The sequence below is a fragment of the Brucella sp. IR068 genome, from assembly GCF_049065885.1.
Lineage (GTDB): Bacteria > Pseudomonadota > Alphaproteobacteria > Rhizobiales > Rhizobiaceae > Brucella > Brucella intermedia.
The window spans coordinates 299,426-316,202 of record NZ_JBAKHE010000004.1 but is presented as its reverse complement, the minus strand read 5'-3'; the positions used below and the strand labels follow the sequence as shown (position 1 = coordinate 316,202).

Genomic DNA, 16,777 nt, shown 5'->3' with positions numbered 1-16,777 from the left:
TCATGACCGGACCGAAAACCATTCACGACGTGGATACGCCTGCGATCCTCATCGACATTGACCGGGTGAAAGCGAATATTGCCCGGGTGCAGGCTCATGCCGATGCGATAGGGGTAAAACTGCGTCCGCATATCAAGACGCACAAACTGCCGTTCTTCGCCAAAATGCAGGTGGAAGCTGGCGCAGCGGGCATCACCTGCCAGAAACTCGGCGAGGCCGAGGTCATGGCCGACGCCGGGCTGACGGATATATTCCTGCCTTACAATATTCTGGGGCGGGAAAAGCTCGACCGCCTCCATGCACTGCATCAACGCGTTACACTGTCGGTAACGGTCGATAACTCAACTTCCCTCGCAGGATTGGCGGCGCGTTTCGCCGATGAAAAGCATCCGCTGAAAGTGCTTGTCGAATGCGACACGGGCATGGGGCGCTGTGGCGTGCAGACGCCAGCCGAAGCATTGGAACTGGCTCGCATCATCGACCAGAGCGCTGGACTGGGTTTCGGCGGTCTTATGACCTATCCCGCAGCGGGCAAGCCGGACCAGGCTGAACAATGGCTTTATTCGGCCCGCGAACTGCTGGATGCAAACGGTCTTTCCTGCGAAACGATTTCGAGCGGCGGCACGCCCGATATGTGGCGCAAGCCCAGTGACAGTGTTGTCACCGAATATCGTCCCGGCACTTATATCTATTTCGACCGGTATCAGGTCGAGAAGGGGGCTGCGACAGTGGATGACTGCGCATTTACGGTGCTTTCAACCATCGTCAGCCATCCGACAGCAGAACGCGCCATCATAGATGCCGGGTCCAAGGCGCTTTCCAGCGATACGTTGGGACTGAGCGACTTTGGCGAGGTGAGGGGACGTTCCGACGCCCGTGTTGTTGGCTTGAGCGAGGAGCACGGCAAGCTGACCGGCGATGTCGCTGACCTGAAGGTTGGCGAGCGCGTGCGGATCATTCCTGATCATGTCTGCGTCGTTTCCAATCTCTTTGACGAGGTTCATCTGGTTTCGGGCGAGGATGTCATCGATATCCTGCCGGTCGCCGCACGTGGAAAGTTGAGATAGTCAGGAGGGTAGCATGAGGTCTGCGGTCAACCCGTTTGCCGGTGACAGGGATCGCGAGCAGATTTGGGAAATGCTCGTGCGGCGCGATATCGAGGCTTTCGTATCGCAGGACTGGTCGCTGGTGGCCGATGATTTCGACGAGGTGCGCTTTCTCGGCATCCACGCGCATAATGATCGCAATCCCGACAAATGGGATGCAGGATTTCCGACGCTTGCAAGTTATCGTGATGAATGGCTGCGTCAGGCGGCGGAAAGTGCGGCGGTCGAATATGCCGAATCTCTGGCAGAAGGAATCTTCCGCGCGACCGATCTGAGTGTCATCGATATTACGGGCGACGTCGCTTTGGCGCGGAAAAAATTCGAAGGGACGATCGCAAGGAAGGACGGCTCCGTCGACCGCCTCAACTGGCAGACCCTCTATTTCTGCCGCCGCGACAAAGCACGCTGGAAGATCACAGGCTTTGTCGGATATATGGCGTATCGCTGAAATATCCGCCCAAGCGGAATGTCTATCGCGGCGCGGATTGCCCGATCTGCGCCGTTTTTATGTATAGACTAGATAGTTCCAGTTCGAAGTATAATCACACTATTTTTCTGCAATTATAGTCGTTTTTGTCCCGAATTATACTAATTCGGATGATGTCGCAGCTGATTGCATATTTGTCGCAGGCCGTTCCGGCAATTGACTGGAAGCGGACTACTATTGTCTTCAGGCTGGTCGATTGCCCTCTGTTTTGGACGGCATTGGCAATCCTCGAAATTCGTCGTGCGACCCTTCAAAACAATCATTCAAGGGGACGGTCGCTGGACGGTTCATTTAGACGAAATCGCGGCAGTGGGTGGACATGTCGGGAAATGACCTATATAGAATCAAGAAATCTATCGATAATCATTCCATGCGGACCGTTCGCGGATCGCAGATACCGTGCGAGGAATCTGCGTTGGAATGAAGTTCTATCATTGTTAAAAAGGAGATTAAGTCCGCCAGCACAGCGGGGTTAGACTTGATGCATGGTATTTTATACAAGGAAGAAAGTATGAAGTCGCCGGCTGAGACTAAAATAAGCTTGAAAGGCATTTTTAAAGTCTTCGGCGATGATCCGGAGCGTGCAATGCAGGAATTGCGCGCAGGTAAATCAAAAACCCAGATTCACAGCGAATTCGGCGCAACAATCGGCGTCGATAACGCGACCTTCGATATTTATGAAGGCGAAGTATTCGTTATTATGGGCCTTTCGGGCTCGGGCAAATCCACGCTTCTGCGTCTGCTCAATCGCCTGATCGAACCGACTGCGGGTTCCATCGAAGTCGATGGCCGCGATGTCGTCAAAATGACAAAGCGCGAGCTGATTGATCTTCGCCGCCGCGACATGAGCATGGTGTTTCAATCCTTCGCGCTTCTGCCCAATCGCACGGTCCTGAACAATGCCTCCTTCGGTCTTGAAGTAGCCGGGATGGGTGAGGCGGAACGTCACCAGAAAGCACTGAAGGCACTCGCAGCCGTCGGGCTGGAGCCCTATGCTCACAGCATGCCGGACCAGCTTTCCGGCGGCATGAAACAGCGCGTCGGACTGGCGCGGGCCCTTGCCAGCGAGCCGACCATTCTTCTGATGGACGAGGCGTTTTCCGCACTTGACCCGCTGATCCGCACCGAAATGCAGGACGAATTGAAGCGCCTTCAGGCGGAGCACAGCCGGACGATCATTTTCGTCAGCCACGATCTGGATGAAGCCATGCGCATCGGCGACCGTATCTGCATCATGCAGCACGGCAAGGTGGTGCAGGTTGGAACGCCCAATGAAATCGTGTCTGCACCGGCTAACGATTACGTCCGTTCGTTCTTCCGCAATGTCGATGTATCCCGCGTTTTCAAGGCCGCTGATGTGGCGCGCGAGGACGAACTGATCGTCTTCGAACCTGAGCAGCTGGCGACAGCGCTTGAAAGGTTCGATGCCAGCGGGAAGACATTCGGCGTGCTGATCGACGCCGACCGCACCTATCGCGGTATGGTCAGCCGTGACGCGCTGGCGAAGGGTGTTGCAGCGCAAGGTGGGGAGAGGCTGGAAGGCGTCTCTGCCATCGAAGCCGAAGCGCCGCTTTCCGGGTTGTTGACGCAGGTGGCCGAAAGCCCATGGCCGGTCCCCGTTACGGATCGCCAGAACCGCTATGTCGGTGCCATCAGTAAATCGGCATTGCTCGAAACGCTTGGCCGCGCGGGTTGATACCTGCACGCCAACGGACTTTTGCCTGACAGGGGCAGAATGGGTCCAATCCAGAAGAAATACGGAAATGGACGGTAAAATATGGATTTGAATTTCAGTGTCGGCGAATGGGCGGATGTTGTGGTCAACTACATACTTGACCACTTTACGCCCGCGCTCGATATGATCGCAGCCACTATCGGTTTTGTTACCGATAGTATCCAGAATGCTTTGCTTGCTGTGCCGCCTGTCGGCGGGGTTGCAGTGCTAGCACTGCTATCGCTGTGGCGCGTGGGGTGGAAATTTGCGATTTTCACCGCTCTTGCGCTGGGGCTCATCATCCACATGGATTTGTGGACCGGCACGATGGAAAGCCTTTCTCTGGTGCTGGCCTCGACAGTTATTGCTGTCGTAATCGGCATCCCGCTTGGTATCGCGATGGCGCGCAGCGACACGATTGCTTCGATCGTCCGCCCGGTTCTTGACCTCATGCAGACGATGCCTGCTTTCGTCTATCTCATTCCGGCTGCCATGTTTTTCGGTCTTGGTGCCGTGCCCGGAACGATTGCGACGGTGATTTTTGCCATGCCGCCGGTCGTGCGTCTGACCAATCTCGGTATTCGGCAGGTGCATTCGGAGTTTGTCGAAGCGGGGCTGGCCTTCGGCTGCACGTCGCGGCAACTCCTGTTCAAGGTGCAGCTTCCGAACGCCATGCCCTCGATCATGGCCGGCATCAACCAGACGATCATGCTGTCGCTTTCAATGGTGGTTATCGCATCGATGATCGGCGCAGGCGGTCTCGGCAATACTGTTCTGACCGGTATTCAGCGCCTCAATGTGGGGCTCGGCTTCGAAGGCGGTCTGGCAGTGGTCATCCTGGCAGTCATTCTCGACCGCATTACCCAGAGCTTCGGCAAGGGTGGCACCGGGTTTTTCAAACGGCTTGCATCTTTAAGGAAGGCGGCGGACACCCAGTCCGCCTCATCCTTTCGCAAGCAGGAAGCATGACGCAAGCAATAATAACCAAGAATAATAACGGGAACTGATACCAATCGAAAAGGAGAAGCTATGTTAGGCAAACTAACCAAATTCGGTCTGGCGGCAGTTGTGGCGGGAACGATGACCATGGGCGCAGCGTTTGCGCAGGACAGCAAGCCGGTTAAAATCGGCTGGGCGCCATGGTCGGATGCTGAATTCGTCACAAAACTTGCCAAGAAGCTGATCGAAGACAATCTCGGCCAGAAGGTCGAACTGGTTCAGACAGACGTGGCCCCACTCTATCAGGGCGTGAGCCGTGGCGATATCGATGCCATGATGATGGCATGGCTGCCGGAAACCCACGCCGATTACTACAAGCGCATTGAAGGCAAGGTCGAAAATCTCGGGCCGCTCTATGAAGGTGCCAAGCTTGGCTGGATCGTTCCGGCTTACATTCCCGAAAGCGAGATCAGTTCCATCGAGGACCTGAAGAAGCCGGAAGTTCGCGAAAAGCTGAAGGGCGAAATTCAGGGCATCGATCCGGGCGCCGGCCTTACGCGCCTGTCGCAGGAGGCGATCAAGAAATATGGGCTGGACTACAAGCTCAATATTTCCAGTGAAGCGGCCATGCTGACCACAGTCGACCGCGCCACACGTTCCGACGGCTGGTTCGTGGCAACGTCGTGGAGCCCGCACTGGATGTTTGGCAAGTACAAGCTGCGTTACATTGCTGATCCCGAAGGTGCACTTGGTGGTGCGGAACATATCGACGCAATTGCGCGCAAGGGCTTCAAGGAAGAAAATCCGAAAGTTGCCTCGCTGCTCACCAAGATGAGTCTTCCGATCAGCGAGCTTGAGGCTGCAATGTTCGACGCGCAGGAAACATCCTATGAAAAGGCCGTCGACAAATATATCGCGGATCATCCGGACCGCATCAAGGAATGGCTGGCTGAATAATCAGCTCAGTAAGAAAGCCCCGGTTCTCCGGGGCTTTTTCATATCCTATCCTCTTCGAGCAATCAGAATACCCGATATCACGATGATACCGCCCAGAGCCTGCAACATGCCGATAGGTTCCGACAGGATAGTCCAGGCAAGAAACGCCGCGACGACCGGTTGTAGAAGCAAGGTGAGTGACGAGAACGACGCGGGAAGATAGGCAAGCGCATAGGCGATCATGCTCTGGCCTGCGGCGTGGGTCACCCATGCAAGGCCCGCGAGGATAAGCCATCCATAGAGCGTCGCAGGCAGTATCTGGCCTTCCATGAAATAGGCGATCGGCAATGAAAATACGGCGGCAATCGCGCTGCTCCATAGCATGATGCGCATGGTAGAAAAGCGGCTGCGCAAGCGACCCACCGAAAGGATGTAGCCAGCATAGAAGACTGCGGCCAGAAGCGCCATCGCATCGCCGGACGATCGCGATTGGAGAAGCTCGCCCGGCCCGCCCTTTAGCACGATGACGCCAATGACAGCGACGGCAAGGCCGATCATGAAGGATGTGCTCACGCGCGACTTGAAAAGCAGCCATGCGCCGAGTGTCACGAAAATCGGCGCCATATTGGCGAGCAACGTGGCATTTGCAACGGATGTCATGTGCAGCGACAAGTGCCACGCGCCGAGGTCGAAAGCGATGAACAGGCCGGGCAGGGCGAGGCGCAGGCAGTCGGTTGGTGTGAGCGGTGCCGCATCCTTTTCGTCGCGCCGTTCGCGACCATCCATGAACAGCAGCGGTAAAACTGCAAGTGCTAGACGCCAAAAGCCTGTTGCCAGCGGCCCCACCTCGGAAAGGCGCACAAATATCGGCGAACTGCCGATAGCGATGCCGCCAACGATGAGGGCTGTCATCGCGACGCGTTGTGCGTTGGAAGGTGCAGGGCTTGCGGCGGTAGTATGCGACATTTTCAAACTCGAATTTGCGCCGAAATCAACCTGCCCGCGCAATGCACGCGGCTAAAGAGTGGCCGTCGGCTGGGACTGAACTGGTCTTGGAGAAAATCAGCACATTTCTTCCAAGATCGGTGTTCTGAATATTGTCCTTCTCGCCGCGAAAGAATGTAACGAAGAAAAATTTCCTCGCGACGTTGATATGACGCAGGCTTGCTTATTCCTGTTTGAATGAGACGTCCAGCGGTGGCCGAAGCAAAATTCGGAAAATTCCGTCCCAATCCGCTTCGGCGTATTGCGGATTGCATGAAAAAGCGCCCCGGAGGGCGCTTTGCGATTATCCACGATAGTAGGGCGAAAAGCACTGTCTACGTGGCCCATTATAGGGCTGGAACGTATTGTCCCAGGAGCGATAGGACCGGAAGCGGTTATAGCACCAACGAACATGCGCGTTTGACATTCTTGGTGCCCGGTAGACGTGGCGCGGCTGGCTTAATGCGCCGCCAACAATGGCGCCTGCGCCAAAAGCCGCCAGCGGATACCACCACCCATCGCTATGGCGACGATAGCCGTGGCGATGATGCCGATAACCCCGGTGACCGTTCCAGTGGCCGGGTCGATTGTGCCGATGGCCCCGGAAATGGCGCGGCGGTCGGCGATGATCGCGCACTTGCTCCACATTGTCGTTGATGACAGGGCGCTCCAGATTCATGGGTGCCGCCATTGTCGGTACAACCGATGTCGCTCCGAAAATCACGGCGAAGGCCCCGACACAGGTCTGCTTGAATATATTCATGTGCAACCCTCCTTGTTAATATAACGAGGTTGAACGATTGAAACTATTCCTTTGTTCCCATTTTTCGTCCGGTTAAAAGTCGGGTCTGGATTCTTGCATGGCTGACTTTTGCAAAGGAAAGGGAGCAGGCTCCTCCCCAAGAACCTGCTCCCCAATGCATCGCCCCCCGCCGTAGGTGGTGCGATGCTTACCTTTATCCATTTTGTTTTTGCGCAGTATCCTGCGCAAATCGCTTCGCACTGTTGCAGGATGGATTTTATCCCGAATTTAGTGTTTCAAACCTTACCTTCGATAGCGGCGTTTAGCAACTTCAACGCGCGTTCCTTTGTCAATTCAATCGGATTGCCGCCGGCAGTAGGATCTACTATTGCCATCTCAGCGATCAGATCTTTGCGGGCATTGTCCATGCTGAGACCCTTGATGAATTCAGGCAGTGCATTGGGGACACCGAGGTCGCTGCGCAGTTTCATGATGGCCGTCAGAAACCCGTCGAACCCGCCCTCGATACCAAGATAATCGGCGAGCCTTTCGATGCGCGTTTCGATGGCCGACCGGTTCTGAATCAGAACATAAGGCATGAAAACCGCATTGGTCATGCCGTGATGTGTATCGTAGAGAGCGCCGATCGGATGGGAGAGGGAGTGGATTGCGCCCAGACCCTTCTGGAAGGCTGTCGCACCCATGGCCGCAGCCGCCATCATGTTGGCGCGGGCTTCGACATTCTTGCCGTCGGCGTAAGCCTTTGGAAGGTTTTCAAAAACGAGACGGATGCCCTCGACCGCGATACCATCTGCCATGGGGTGAAAGCCCGGTGCGCAATAGGCTTCAAGACAGTGCGCCAGCGCATCCATGCCTGTGCCCGCCGTAATGAAAGGCGGCATCCCCATTGAAAGTTCAGGATCGGCAATGACCGTGACCGGAAGCATCTTGGGGTGAAAGATGACTTTCTTGGTGTGGGTCGTTTCGTTGGTCAGAACGCCTGCACGGCCAACTTCCGATCCGGTGCCCGCAGTGGTTGGCACGGCGATGATTGGGGCAATGGCCTTGCTGTCCGCACGGGTCCACCAGTCGCCTATGTCTTCAAAATCCCAGACCGGCCGTGTCTGTCCTGCCTGAAAGGCAATCAGCTTGCCAAGGTCCAGCGCCGAACCGCCACCAAATGCGATGACGCCATCATGCTTGCCGCTCTTGAAAACCTCGACACCCGCGTAGAGATTGCTTTCGACCGGGTTGGGTTTCACATCGGAAAACACTCCGTATTTGACGCCAGCTTCGTCCAGAATAGCGAGTGTTGAGGCCACCACGGGAAGCTTTGCCATCCCAGGATCGGTCACAAAGAGCGGGTTCTCAATGCCAGCACCCTTGAGGACCGCAGGCAGTTCCTTGATGCGGCCAGGGCCGAAAAGCACGGTGGTGGGGAAATTCCATTTGGCAGTCAAAGTGGTCATGTCGATTGCTTTCCAGAACTCAAATCAGGTCAGATTTTCTCGCGCAGGTGGAAGGATTTCGGTCGCGTGAGATTGCCGTAGCCGATGGGCGACAGTGCGGCGCCCTTGCCGGTGTCTTTCACCCCGGTCCAGACAAGTGCAGGATCGAGATAATCGCAGCGGTTCATGAAAACCGTACCCGTTTCGATGCGATCGCCGAGGGCTGTTGCGTGGTCCGTATCGGCAGTCCAGAGCGAAGCCGTAAGGCCATAGATGCTGTCGTTCATGAGTGCTAGGGCTTCCTCATCGTTGCGCACTTTCATGATGCCGACGATGGGGCCGAAACTTTCCTCACGCATGACGCTCATCTGGTGGTCCACATTGGTAAGCACTTCCGGCGCGACGTAAGGGGAACCAGCGCGATCATTTTCGACGCTCATATCGATGTGGGCCTTTGCGCCCTTGCGCAAGGCTTCGGCTTTCTGCTCGCGGATGAGATCGGCGAAACGCGCCTGCGCCATCGGGCCAAGCGTCGTTGAACCGTCGAGAGGGTTGCCGACCACATATTGCTTCGTCAGGTCAATGAAACCGTCAACGAAGCGGTCATAGATGGCTTCATGAACATAGATGCGCTCAATTCCGCAGCAGCACTGGCCGGAATTGAAGAACGCGCCATCCACAAGGTTGGCGACGGCATGATCCAGATTGACGTCGGGGAGCACATAGGCCGGGTCCTTGCCGCCAAGCTCCAGCCCAAGCGTCATGAAGGTGCCTGCAGCAGCCCTCTCAATGGCCCGCCCGCCGCCGACCGACCCGGTGAAATTCACATGGTCGATTGCGCCGGATGCAAGCAGCTTTTCCGTTGACGCGTGATCAAGGACGACGTTCTGGAACACGCCCTTGGGCAGCCCGGCCTTCTCGAACGCTTTTGCAAAGCGTTCACCTGCCAGAAGCGTCTGCGTCGCATGTTTTAAGATCACCGTGTTTCCGGCCATCAGCGCGGGGATGATCGTGTTGACTGCGGTGAGGTAAGGATAATTCCATGGCGCGATTACCATCACGACGCCGAGCGGTACATGTTTGACATACCGACGAAAGCCGTCCTTCTGCGCTGGCACATAGGCCTTGAGGGACTCCTCGGCGATGTCGATCATATATTGGCCGCGTTCCTGAACGCCGCCATTTTCGCCGCCGTAGCGCGTTGGCCGTCCCATCTGCCATGCGATTTCAGGCACGATCTCGTCCTGCATTCCGGCGAGGGCATCAAGGGCTGACCGGCAATAACGTGCGCGTTCCGCTATGCTCAATTGAACCCATCCGGCCTGCGCGTCGCGGGCAGCGGCGACGGCCGAGGCGATTGCGGTCTCGTTCAAGAAAGGACGTTCGGCATATACAGAGCCGTCTATCGGGGAGATGATTTTGGCTGTGCCGCTCATCTGTAGTTTCCTTTGAAGTCTGGCATTATGTCGGGGTCAGTAGCGCTCGAAACCGCGGTGCAGCTCCCAGTCGGTCACGCGCCGGTCGTATTCGATCTGCTCCCAATGGGCGGTATGCACATAATGGTTGACCACGGCCTCACCGAGCGCCTCCTTGAGAAACGCGGAGTTCTTGAGAGCCTGAGCGGCTTCGCGAAGCGTATAGGGAATTTCCTTGAGTTTCACGGCACTATAGGCGTCGCCGACGAAAGGTTCTTCAAGTTCCAGCTGCTCGTCTATTCCTTTCAAACCTGCTGCGATAAGGGCTGCAAAGGCCAGATATGGATTGAGATCGGCACCGCCGATGCGACACTCGATGCGAATGCCCTTCGTGCCTTCGCCGCACAGGCGAAACCCTGCCGTACGATTATCCTGGCTCCACATGATCTTCGTTGGCGCAAAAGTGCCAGCCTGAAAACGCTTGTAGGAATTGATATAGGGCGCCAGGAAATAGGTGTAATCGGTGGCGTATTTGAGTTGCCCAGCTACCCATGAACGCATCAGCGGGGTCATGGTGTAAGGCGCTTTCGGATCGAAGAAGAGCGGCTCCTTGCCGTCGGCGCTCCAGATGGAGTTGTGCACGTGGCTCGAGCTTCCCGCCTTGCTGTAATCATACTTGGCCATGAAGGTGATGCATTTGCCCTGCGCCTCGGCGATTTCCTTCATCGCGTTTTTCATGATGACATGGCGATCCGCCATTTCGAGCGCTTCGGCGTAGCGCACATTCAGCTCTTCCTGCCCCGGGCCCCATTCACCCTTCGAGTTTTCGACCGGAATGCCCGCCGCCGCTAGTTGATTGCGCATTGCGCGAAGAACCGGTTCTTCCTTGGTGGTCAGGTGGATGACATAATCCTGCACATAAGGCGAAGCCGTTTCCATGTCCTGCCAGTGCTTGGCGCGGGCCGTCTTGTAGGTCTCATCGAACAGATAGAATTCGAGCTCGGATGCAAAATAGGCGCGATAGCCGCGCTCGTGCAGGCGGGCGAGTTGCTTCTTGAGGATGGCGCGCGGAGAATGCGCCAGATCCTGGTGGTCGTGATGATCGAGCACGTCGCAAAGCACGATGGCTGTCTTTTCCAGCCATGTGGCGACCCGCAAGGTCGAAAGGTCCGGCTTGATGACAAAATCGCCATAGCCCTTATCCCATCCGGCGGCCTCATAGCCCGGGACCGGCTCCATATCGATATCGTCTGCGAGAAGATAATTGCAGCCGTGGGTCTCGTCGTAACCGGACTCCACGAAGAACTGCCCGTAGAAGCGCTTGCCGATCAGGCGTCCCTGCATGTCCACAAAACACGCAAGAACCGTATCGATTTCATCTTCCGCGACTGCCTTTTTCAATGCATCGAATGTCAGTTGTCCGGCCATTTAGTTTGCTGTGCTCCCACGGAATGAAGTGAGAGGCGCCGCGCGAAAGCACGGCGCCCTTGTTCGTCAGGCATAACGGTACGGTGCGCCTGCATCGCGCATGGTCTTCTGGTATTTCTTGAGGATTTTGACCACTTTCGCGGTTCGTGCACTCTTGGCCGCAATCTCATCCCAGAACTGCATGGCTGCATCTTCCACCTGCTTCCATTCAGCTTCGGGAATGCTGGTCAGTTCCAGCTTCCCTCCTGTGGTGCGATAATGCGCTTCGCCCCACCAATACCAATGCTGGCGGTAGTAATGCGATGAATCCATGGCCAGCTTGAACAGCTGCTTGAGGTGATCCGGCACGGCATTCCATTTTTCCGTATTGGCAAAATAGGAGCCTGCCCAAGCGCCGCTGATATTGTTGGTGAGGTAGTATTTGTTAATGTCGGCCCAGCCGACCGTATATACTTCCGTCGCACCGGACCAGCACACACCGTCCAGTTCGCCGGTCTGGATGGCTACTTCAATATCCTCCCATGGCAAAGTCACCGGAACGACGCCGAATTTGGTCAGGAAACGTCCCCCGGTCGGGAAGGTAAAGACACGCAATCCTTGCAGATCCTGCAGACTGCGGATCGGCTTGGTTGTAGCAAAATTGCAGGGGTCCCAGGACCCGGCACTAAGCCACGTTACACCCGGAATTTCCTTATATGCTTCTTCCCAGATTTCGTTGAGCCCATACCAGTTGAACAAGGCGGGCACATCAAGGCTGTAGCGCGATGCGAAGGGGAAATAGGCCCCAAACACCGCAACGTCGACCGGCGACGCCATGGAGTCGTCGTCGCTTTGCGCGGCGTCGATCGTGCCGGACTGAACGGCACGGAACAACTCACCTTGCGGCACAAGCTGGTCGGCCGTGTAAAGTTCGATCACCATTTCGCCATTGGCAGCCTTGTTGAACGCGTCAATCGAGGGCTTGATGACGTGCTCGGCAAGGGCCGGGCCTGCATAGGTCTGCAACCTCCATTTGATCGGGCTCTGTGCCCTGACGTAAGGCGTTGCAAGTGTGCTTGCCCCCAAGGCACCTACAGACGTCAGCCCGGCCTTCTTGAGAAAATCGCGTTTGTTAAGCTTGCTATTCTCATTCATGCCCATTCTCCCACTCTTGTTTGAGTTCACCCTTTATTTGTTCCGGTCTGGCCATTGGGGCTCTTGTTACCGGTTATGCGCATTCTCCCGTAATTGTCGTCATCGTCCTGTGTACCAGTTGGGCAACCACATCGCGATCTCCGGAAAAATCATCAGGATGATGATGGTCAGCACCATGAGGAAGAAGAACGGCACGATCGATCGATAGATATCTATCAGCGTGACTTCCTTCGGCGCCAAGGCTCGCATCATGAAGAGATTGTAGCCGAAGGGCGGCGTGATATACGCGATCTGGCAAGTGATGGTGTAGAGCACGCCGAACCAGATGGCGTTAAAGCCGAGGCTCTTGACCAGCGGTATGTAAAGCGGCGCTACGATGACCAGCATGGCCGTATCATCAAGGAACATGCCCAGTATGATGAATGAAAACAGCATTAGTACCAGGATTGTCCACGGCGAAAGATCGAAGGTGTTGAGCAAGATCTTTTCAATGGCTTTCACCGCGCCGAGACCGTCATAGACCGACGAAAAGCACAGCGCCGCCAGAATGATCCAGAGGAACATGCAGGTGACGGTGAGACTGTTGCGTGTCGTGGTTTCCCATACCGCCTTGTTCAGGCGTCCGGTAAAAAGTGCGGCAAGCGTTGCAAGTAAGGCGCCGACGGCGGAACTTTCGACAAGGCTGGTAACGCCGGTGAGGAACAGGCCCATCATCGCGCCGAAGACCACAAGCGGCAAGATGCCTGCGCGCAGGGTGACGAAACGGTCACGCCACGTGATCTTATCCAGCTCTTCTCTGGGCAATGTTGGTCCGAGTTCGGGCTGGATACGGCAGCGGATATAAATGTAGATCGCAAAGAGCGCTGCCATGAGAAGGCCAGGGCCGATGCCTGCGAGCCACAGCTGCAAAACCGGCTGCCGGGCGATCATCGCATAAAGAACGAGCACGACGCTCGGTGGAATGAGGATGCCGAGCGAGCTGCCCGCCTGGATGACACCCGTAACCATCACCTTGTTGTAGCCGCGTTTCAGCAGTTCGGGCAGCGCCACGGTGGCGCCGATTGCCATGCCCGCGACGCTGAGGCCGTTCATGCAGGAAATGATGACCATCAGGCCAATCGTGCCCAGCGCGAGACCGCCGCGAATGCCGCCGAACCAGACGTGGAACATCCGGTAGAGATTGCTGGCAATGCCCGATTCCGAGAGCATATAACCCATGAAGACGAAGAACGGCACCGTGATGAGCGGATACCAGTTCAGTACTGCAAAGGTGGCATTATAGGGCATCTCGAACGAGCCTTTGCCCCAAAGCAGGAGTGCCGCGAGCGAACCGACGAAACCGATCACGCCAAATACGCGCTGCCCGGTCATCAGCAGCACCATCATGGTTGCAAACATGAAGAGCGTAATGAATTCAGAGCTCATATGTGATGTCCTTCCTCAATGGCAGGACCCGCAATCGTGCTGATCGGCTTTCCGCGCAGGGAGGCCCAGTCCTTGAAGAAATTGGAGACGCATTGCAGCAGCAGCAGGAAAATACCGACGGTCATGATGAGCTTGATCGGCCAGAGAAGCGGCGCCCAGGCGGTATAGTTCTTCTGGTTGTAAACGATGGCGTAATTGGTCGCTGAAATTCCGCCCGCAACCATCACGCCCAGATAGAAGATGATGAACAGGATGCTGATCATGTCCGTGATCATTTTTCTTCGCGGAGAAAGGCGGTCGAAGAAAAGATCCATGCGCACATGCGCGCCTTGCTGCATGGCATAGGCGCCGCCGAGCAGATAATAGGCGGAGAGGAGGAACTGGGACATCTCCAGTACCCAATTCACCGGTACGCCCAGAAACACACGGGAAAAAGTGGAATAAAGGAGGCAGGCGCCAAGTGCGAAGAACAGATACATCGCAAAACGCCCGGTATAATAATTCATTGCATCAACATATTTGACGAACAGTCTGATCGGCTTCGGCATTTCCGGCTCCTTCAGGCTCCCTGTTCAGTGTCTTGAGGACCAATTGCTTTTGCTATGTCCTCCAATATGGTCGCGAGTTTTTCGGCCCAGGCGGTCTGCGCCGAACCATCGGCAATCTCGTTGTTGCGCAGTTCGATCATCACGCAGGGTGCATTGCGCGGCCGGGCGTGCCGCTCCAATGTGTAATAGACACGATCCGCTGGCGAATAGGGCTCGTTTACGCCCACATGGAGGGTATCGTCCTTGCGCAGGGCCTCAATCAGTGGCTTGCCGATCCGGTCGTCTTCATCGTGGATGATGCCGATCTGCCAGGGGCGGGGTACATCCCGATAAATGGGTGTGAAGGAATGGATCGTCACGATCCATGATGGAAGCCCGCGTTGCGCACGCCTTGAAATGATCTGTTCAACAGCAGTGTGGAATGGACGATGCGAAAGATCGATACGTGCCATACGCTCCATGGAGTTGAGTGCATGGTTTCCGGGAACCACGGTCGTCTCGCTGATTTCCGGAATAAGATCATGGGCGTCGAGCGGTCGGTTGCAGTCGATCAGCAAGCGCGAAAGCTGGCTTTCGACAAGCGGCGCGTTAAGAGACGAAGCCAGACGTCTGGCAACTTCCACCGCGCCGGGGTCCCAGGCGATATGTGCCCGCAAGGCATCGGCATCCAGTCCAAGTCCGTCGAAAGTCTCTGGAATGAAATTGGACGCATGTTCGCAGACAAGAAGATAGGGACTTTCCCCCTCCTTGTTGAAGACAGAAACAGGCTCGCACGAAGCCGTGCGATGTTCTCGCTCGTCCGTCATTCTGTTCGTTCCCCGCGCTGTAACTTATGTTACGTTTTTTCCAATTATGCGCTATTGCGGATTATTTGATACGTCCTATGATTATTTGTCAAACACAATTTCGCCCAAATTTGAAAAGGGCAGTCGCTAAGGGAAGTACTCTGTCTGTGTATGCAAGCGTTGCGGAACTGATCAACGAGCGGATCGATACGATGCCAGCAGGCGAGCGAAGCGCCGCGCAGACGCTGATCGCCAATTATCCAATGCTGGGGCTGAAAACCGTCGCGGAATTTTCCGCTCTGGCCGGTGTCAGTTCCCCAACGATCCTTCGCTTTGTAAACAGGCTCGGGTTTCAGAATTATCCCGATTTCCAGGCGCGGTTGCAGGACGAACTCGCTGCCCAGTTACAGTCTCCGCATCATCGCAATGAACAGCCGGGAGCCGGGCCGGATACGGCCTATCCGGCGGTGGAGCATACGCTGGAAAATATCCGTGAAAGCTTCCGGCATCTAGGCGAAAAGCAGCTGAGGCAGGCTGTTTCGGCCTTGACCGACGCCAAGGGAAACATCTACCTGATCGGCGGCCGCTTCACCGATCCCATCGCGCAATATATGGCCGCACATTTAACGATCATTCGTCCCCATGTCTTTCATCTTGGCGGGCAGGAGAGCGTCTGGCGTGACCGCCTTCTCGATATGGGAAAGCGCGACGTTCTGGTGGTCTTCGATATTCGCCGTTATCAGGACAGTCTTTTGCAGCTTGCCGAAAAGGCGCGGTCACGCGGTGTCGAGGTCGTTCTCGTCACCGACCAGTGGCTTTCGCCGATAGCACGCGTGGCCCGTCATGTTCTGGCGGGGCGCACAGCCGTGCCGTCCGCATGGGATTCTTCGGCTGCGCTCTTTGTGCTGGCGGAAACGGTCATTCGCGAAATGACCCGAATGCTGGAAAAGGACAGTGCCGCCCGCATTGCGGAACTTGAAGGGCTACGCTGACGAAACTCGTTCAGGATTGTCCTATTCCAGCCCACAGGCGCGCAGAAAGAGTGCAGAAACTTCCTTCTCGATCCGTTCGAGATCCAGCGGTTCGTCCTTGTCGAGCTCCATCATGCTGCGCACCTGCGCTTCGAAATCGGCATAATGCTGGGTCACGGCCCAGATATGCATCTGAAACAGCAGCGGGTCGACAGGCCTGATGCGCCCATCGTCCACCCATGACTGGATGAGGCGGACAGCGTTTTGGGTCGCTGACTGATGTTTGGCCCAGTGGCGTCCGAGATAGGGCGCACCATTGGCAATTTCGGTGGTGAAAAGGCGAGAAGCCTTGGGATTCTTCTGGCTGTATTCGAGCTTGGCGCGAATATATTGCCGGATCACCTTGGCAGGATCGTCTTCGGTATTGGCGCCGAGGAATATTTCTTCCCACTCATCGAGGATATAGACGATGATATCCTCGTAGAGTTCTTCCTTGCTGGAAATGTAATAGTGCAATTGCGGCTTGGTGAGACCGGCGCGGTGCGCAATGCCTTGCGTGGATGCCCCCGCTAGGCCTTTCTCGGCGAACTCATCGATCGCGGCAGCCCGTATTGCGCCGAGAATGCGCCGCCTGCGGCCGAGGACCTTGTCCCGTCCGGTCAGTTCGGTGTCTTCATTCTCGTCGCTGTTATTCATCCATACCTGCCGCGATTGA

The 16,777-nt window shown here is 56.0% G+C and carries 16 protein-coding genes; 6 read left to right on the top strand and 10 right to left on the bottom strand.

Features of this window, described 5'->3' with window-relative positions:
- Positions 1-2: 2 nt before the first annotated feature.
- From ACOWVS_RS09265 to ACOWVS_RS09245, 5 genes are all read left to right on the top strand, one after another.
- Positions 3-1,067, top strand: a complete 1,065-nt coding sequence (locus tag ACOWVS_RS09265; RefSeq protein ID WP_006469150.1) for a D-TA family PLP-dependent enzyme — start codon at positions 3-5, stop codon at positions 1,065-1,067.
- Between the two features lie 13 nt (positions 1,068-1,080).
- Complete coding sequence (locus ACOWVS_RS09260) at positions 1,081-1,554, top strand: hypothetical protein (RefSeq protein WP_006469149.1); 474 nt, start codon at positions 1,081-1,083, stop codon at positions 1,552-1,554.
- A 550-nt stretch (positions 1,555-2,104) separates the two neighbouring features.
- Positions 2,105-3,289 (top strand): glycine betaine/L-proline ABC transporter ATP-binding protein ProV, encoded by a 1,185-nt coding sequence (proV, locus tag ACOWVS_RS09255; protein ID WP_006471982.1) that lies wholly within the window; start codon positions 2,105-2,107, stop codon positions 3,287-3,289.
- A gap of 81 nt (positions 3,290-3,370) precedes the next feature.
- Positions 3,371-4,276, top strand: a complete 906-nt coding sequence (locus tag ACOWVS_RS09250) for an ABC transporter permease (protein ID WP_006469147.1) — start codon at positions 3,371-3,373, stop codon at positions 4,274-4,276.
- 60 nt (positions 4,277-4,336) lie between these two features.
- Positions 4,337-5,203, top strand: coding sequence for a glycine betaine ABC transporter substrate-binding protein (locus ACOWVS_RS09245; RefSeq protein WP_006469146.1), 867 nt, complete (start codon positions 4,337-4,339; stop codon positions 5,201-5,203).
- A 45-nt stretch (positions 5,204-5,248) separates the two neighbouring features.
- Here ACOWVS_RS09245 and ACOWVS_RS09240 read toward each other — a convergent pair whose 3' ends face one another.
- The 9 genes from ACOWVS_RS09240 to ACOWVS_RS09200 form a co-directional block, all read right to left on the bottom strand.
- The gene (locus tag ACOWVS_RS09240; protein WP_021587287.1) at positions 5,249-6,148 is read right to left on the bottom strand and encodes a DMT family transporter; all 900 of its coding nucleotides are present in this window, start codon (positions 6,146-6,148) and stop codon (positions 5,249-5,251) included.
- A gap of 322 nt (positions 6,149-6,470) precedes the next feature.
- The gene (locus ACOWVS_RS09235; RefSeq protein WP_006471984.1) at positions 6,471-6,929 is read right to left on the bottom strand and encodes a BA14K family protein; all 459 of its coding nucleotides are present in this window, start codon (positions 6,927-6,929) and stop codon (positions 6,471-6,473) included.
- Between the two features lie 275 nt (positions 6,930-7,204).
- Positions 7,205-8,377 (bottom strand): iron-containing alcohol dehydrogenase, encoded by a 1,173-nt coding sequence (locus tag ACOWVS_RS09230; protein WP_006469143.1) that lies wholly within the window; start codon positions 8,375-8,377, stop codon positions 7,205-7,207.
- Between the two features lie 29 nt (positions 8,378-8,406).
- A complete protein-coding gene (locus tag ACOWVS_RS09225) occupies positions 8,407-9,792 on the bottom strand; it encodes an aldehyde dehydrogenase family protein (protein WP_006469142.1) in 1,386 nt (461 codons plus the stop codon).
- Between the two features lie 36 nt (positions 9,793-9,828).
- The gene (locus ACOWVS_RS09220) at positions 9,829-11,199 is read right to left on the bottom strand and encodes a glutamine synthetase family protein (protein WP_006469141.1); all 1,371 of its coding nucleotides are present in this window, start codon (positions 11,197-11,199) and stop codon (positions 9,829-9,831) included.
- Between the two features lie 66 nt (positions 11,200-11,265).
- A complete protein-coding gene (locus ACOWVS_RS09215; protein WP_006471985.1) occupies positions 11,266-12,333 on the bottom strand; it encodes a TRAP transporter substrate-binding protein in 1,068 nt (355 codons plus the stop codon).
- A 99-nt stretch (positions 12,334-12,432) separates the two neighbouring features.
- On the bottom strand, positions 12,433-13,758 hold the full coding sequence (locus tag ACOWVS_RS09210; RefSeq protein ID WP_006469140.1) for a TRAP transporter large permease: 1,326 nt from the start codon (positions 13,756-13,758) through the stop codon (positions 12,433-12,435).
- Positions 13,755-14,306 carry a TRAP transporter small permease subunit gene (locus ACOWVS_RS09205; RefSeq protein ID WP_075041849.1) on the bottom strand — a complete coding sequence of 184 codons (552 nt, stop codon included), beginning with the start codon at positions 14,304-14,306 and terminating at the stop codon, positions 13,755-13,757. Before ACOWVS_RS09205 ends, ACOWVS_RS09210 begins: the two co-directional genes overlap by 4 nt.
- A gap of 11 nt (positions 14,307-14,317) precedes the next feature.
- Entirely contained in the window at positions 14,318-15,112 is a 795-nt protein-coding gene (locus ACOWVS_RS09200) for an N-formylglutamate amidohydrolase (protein WP_075041850.1), read from the bottom strand.
- Between the two features lie 26 nt (positions 15,113-15,138).
- Between ACOWVS_RS09200 and ACOWVS_RS09195 the strand changes: the two genes are divergently transcribed.
- Positions 15,139-16,083, top strand: a complete 945-nt coding sequence (locus tag ACOWVS_RS09195) for a MurR/RpiR family transcriptional regulator (RefSeq protein WP_266019133.1) — start codon at positions 15,139-15,141, stop codon at positions 16,081-16,083.
- Between the two features lie 21 nt (positions 16,084-16,104).
- Here the strand turns inward: ACOWVS_RS09195 and ACOWVS_RS09190 are convergent, their stop codons facing one another.
- Positions 16,105-16,758 carry a TetR family transcriptional regulator C-terminal domain-containing protein gene (locus tag ACOWVS_RS09190; RefSeq protein WP_075041851.1) on the bottom strand — a complete coding sequence of 218 codons (654 nt, stop codon included), beginning with the start codon at positions 16,756-16,758 and terminating at the stop codon, positions 16,105-16,107.
- Between the last annotated feature and the right edge of the window lie 19 nt (positions 16,759-16,777).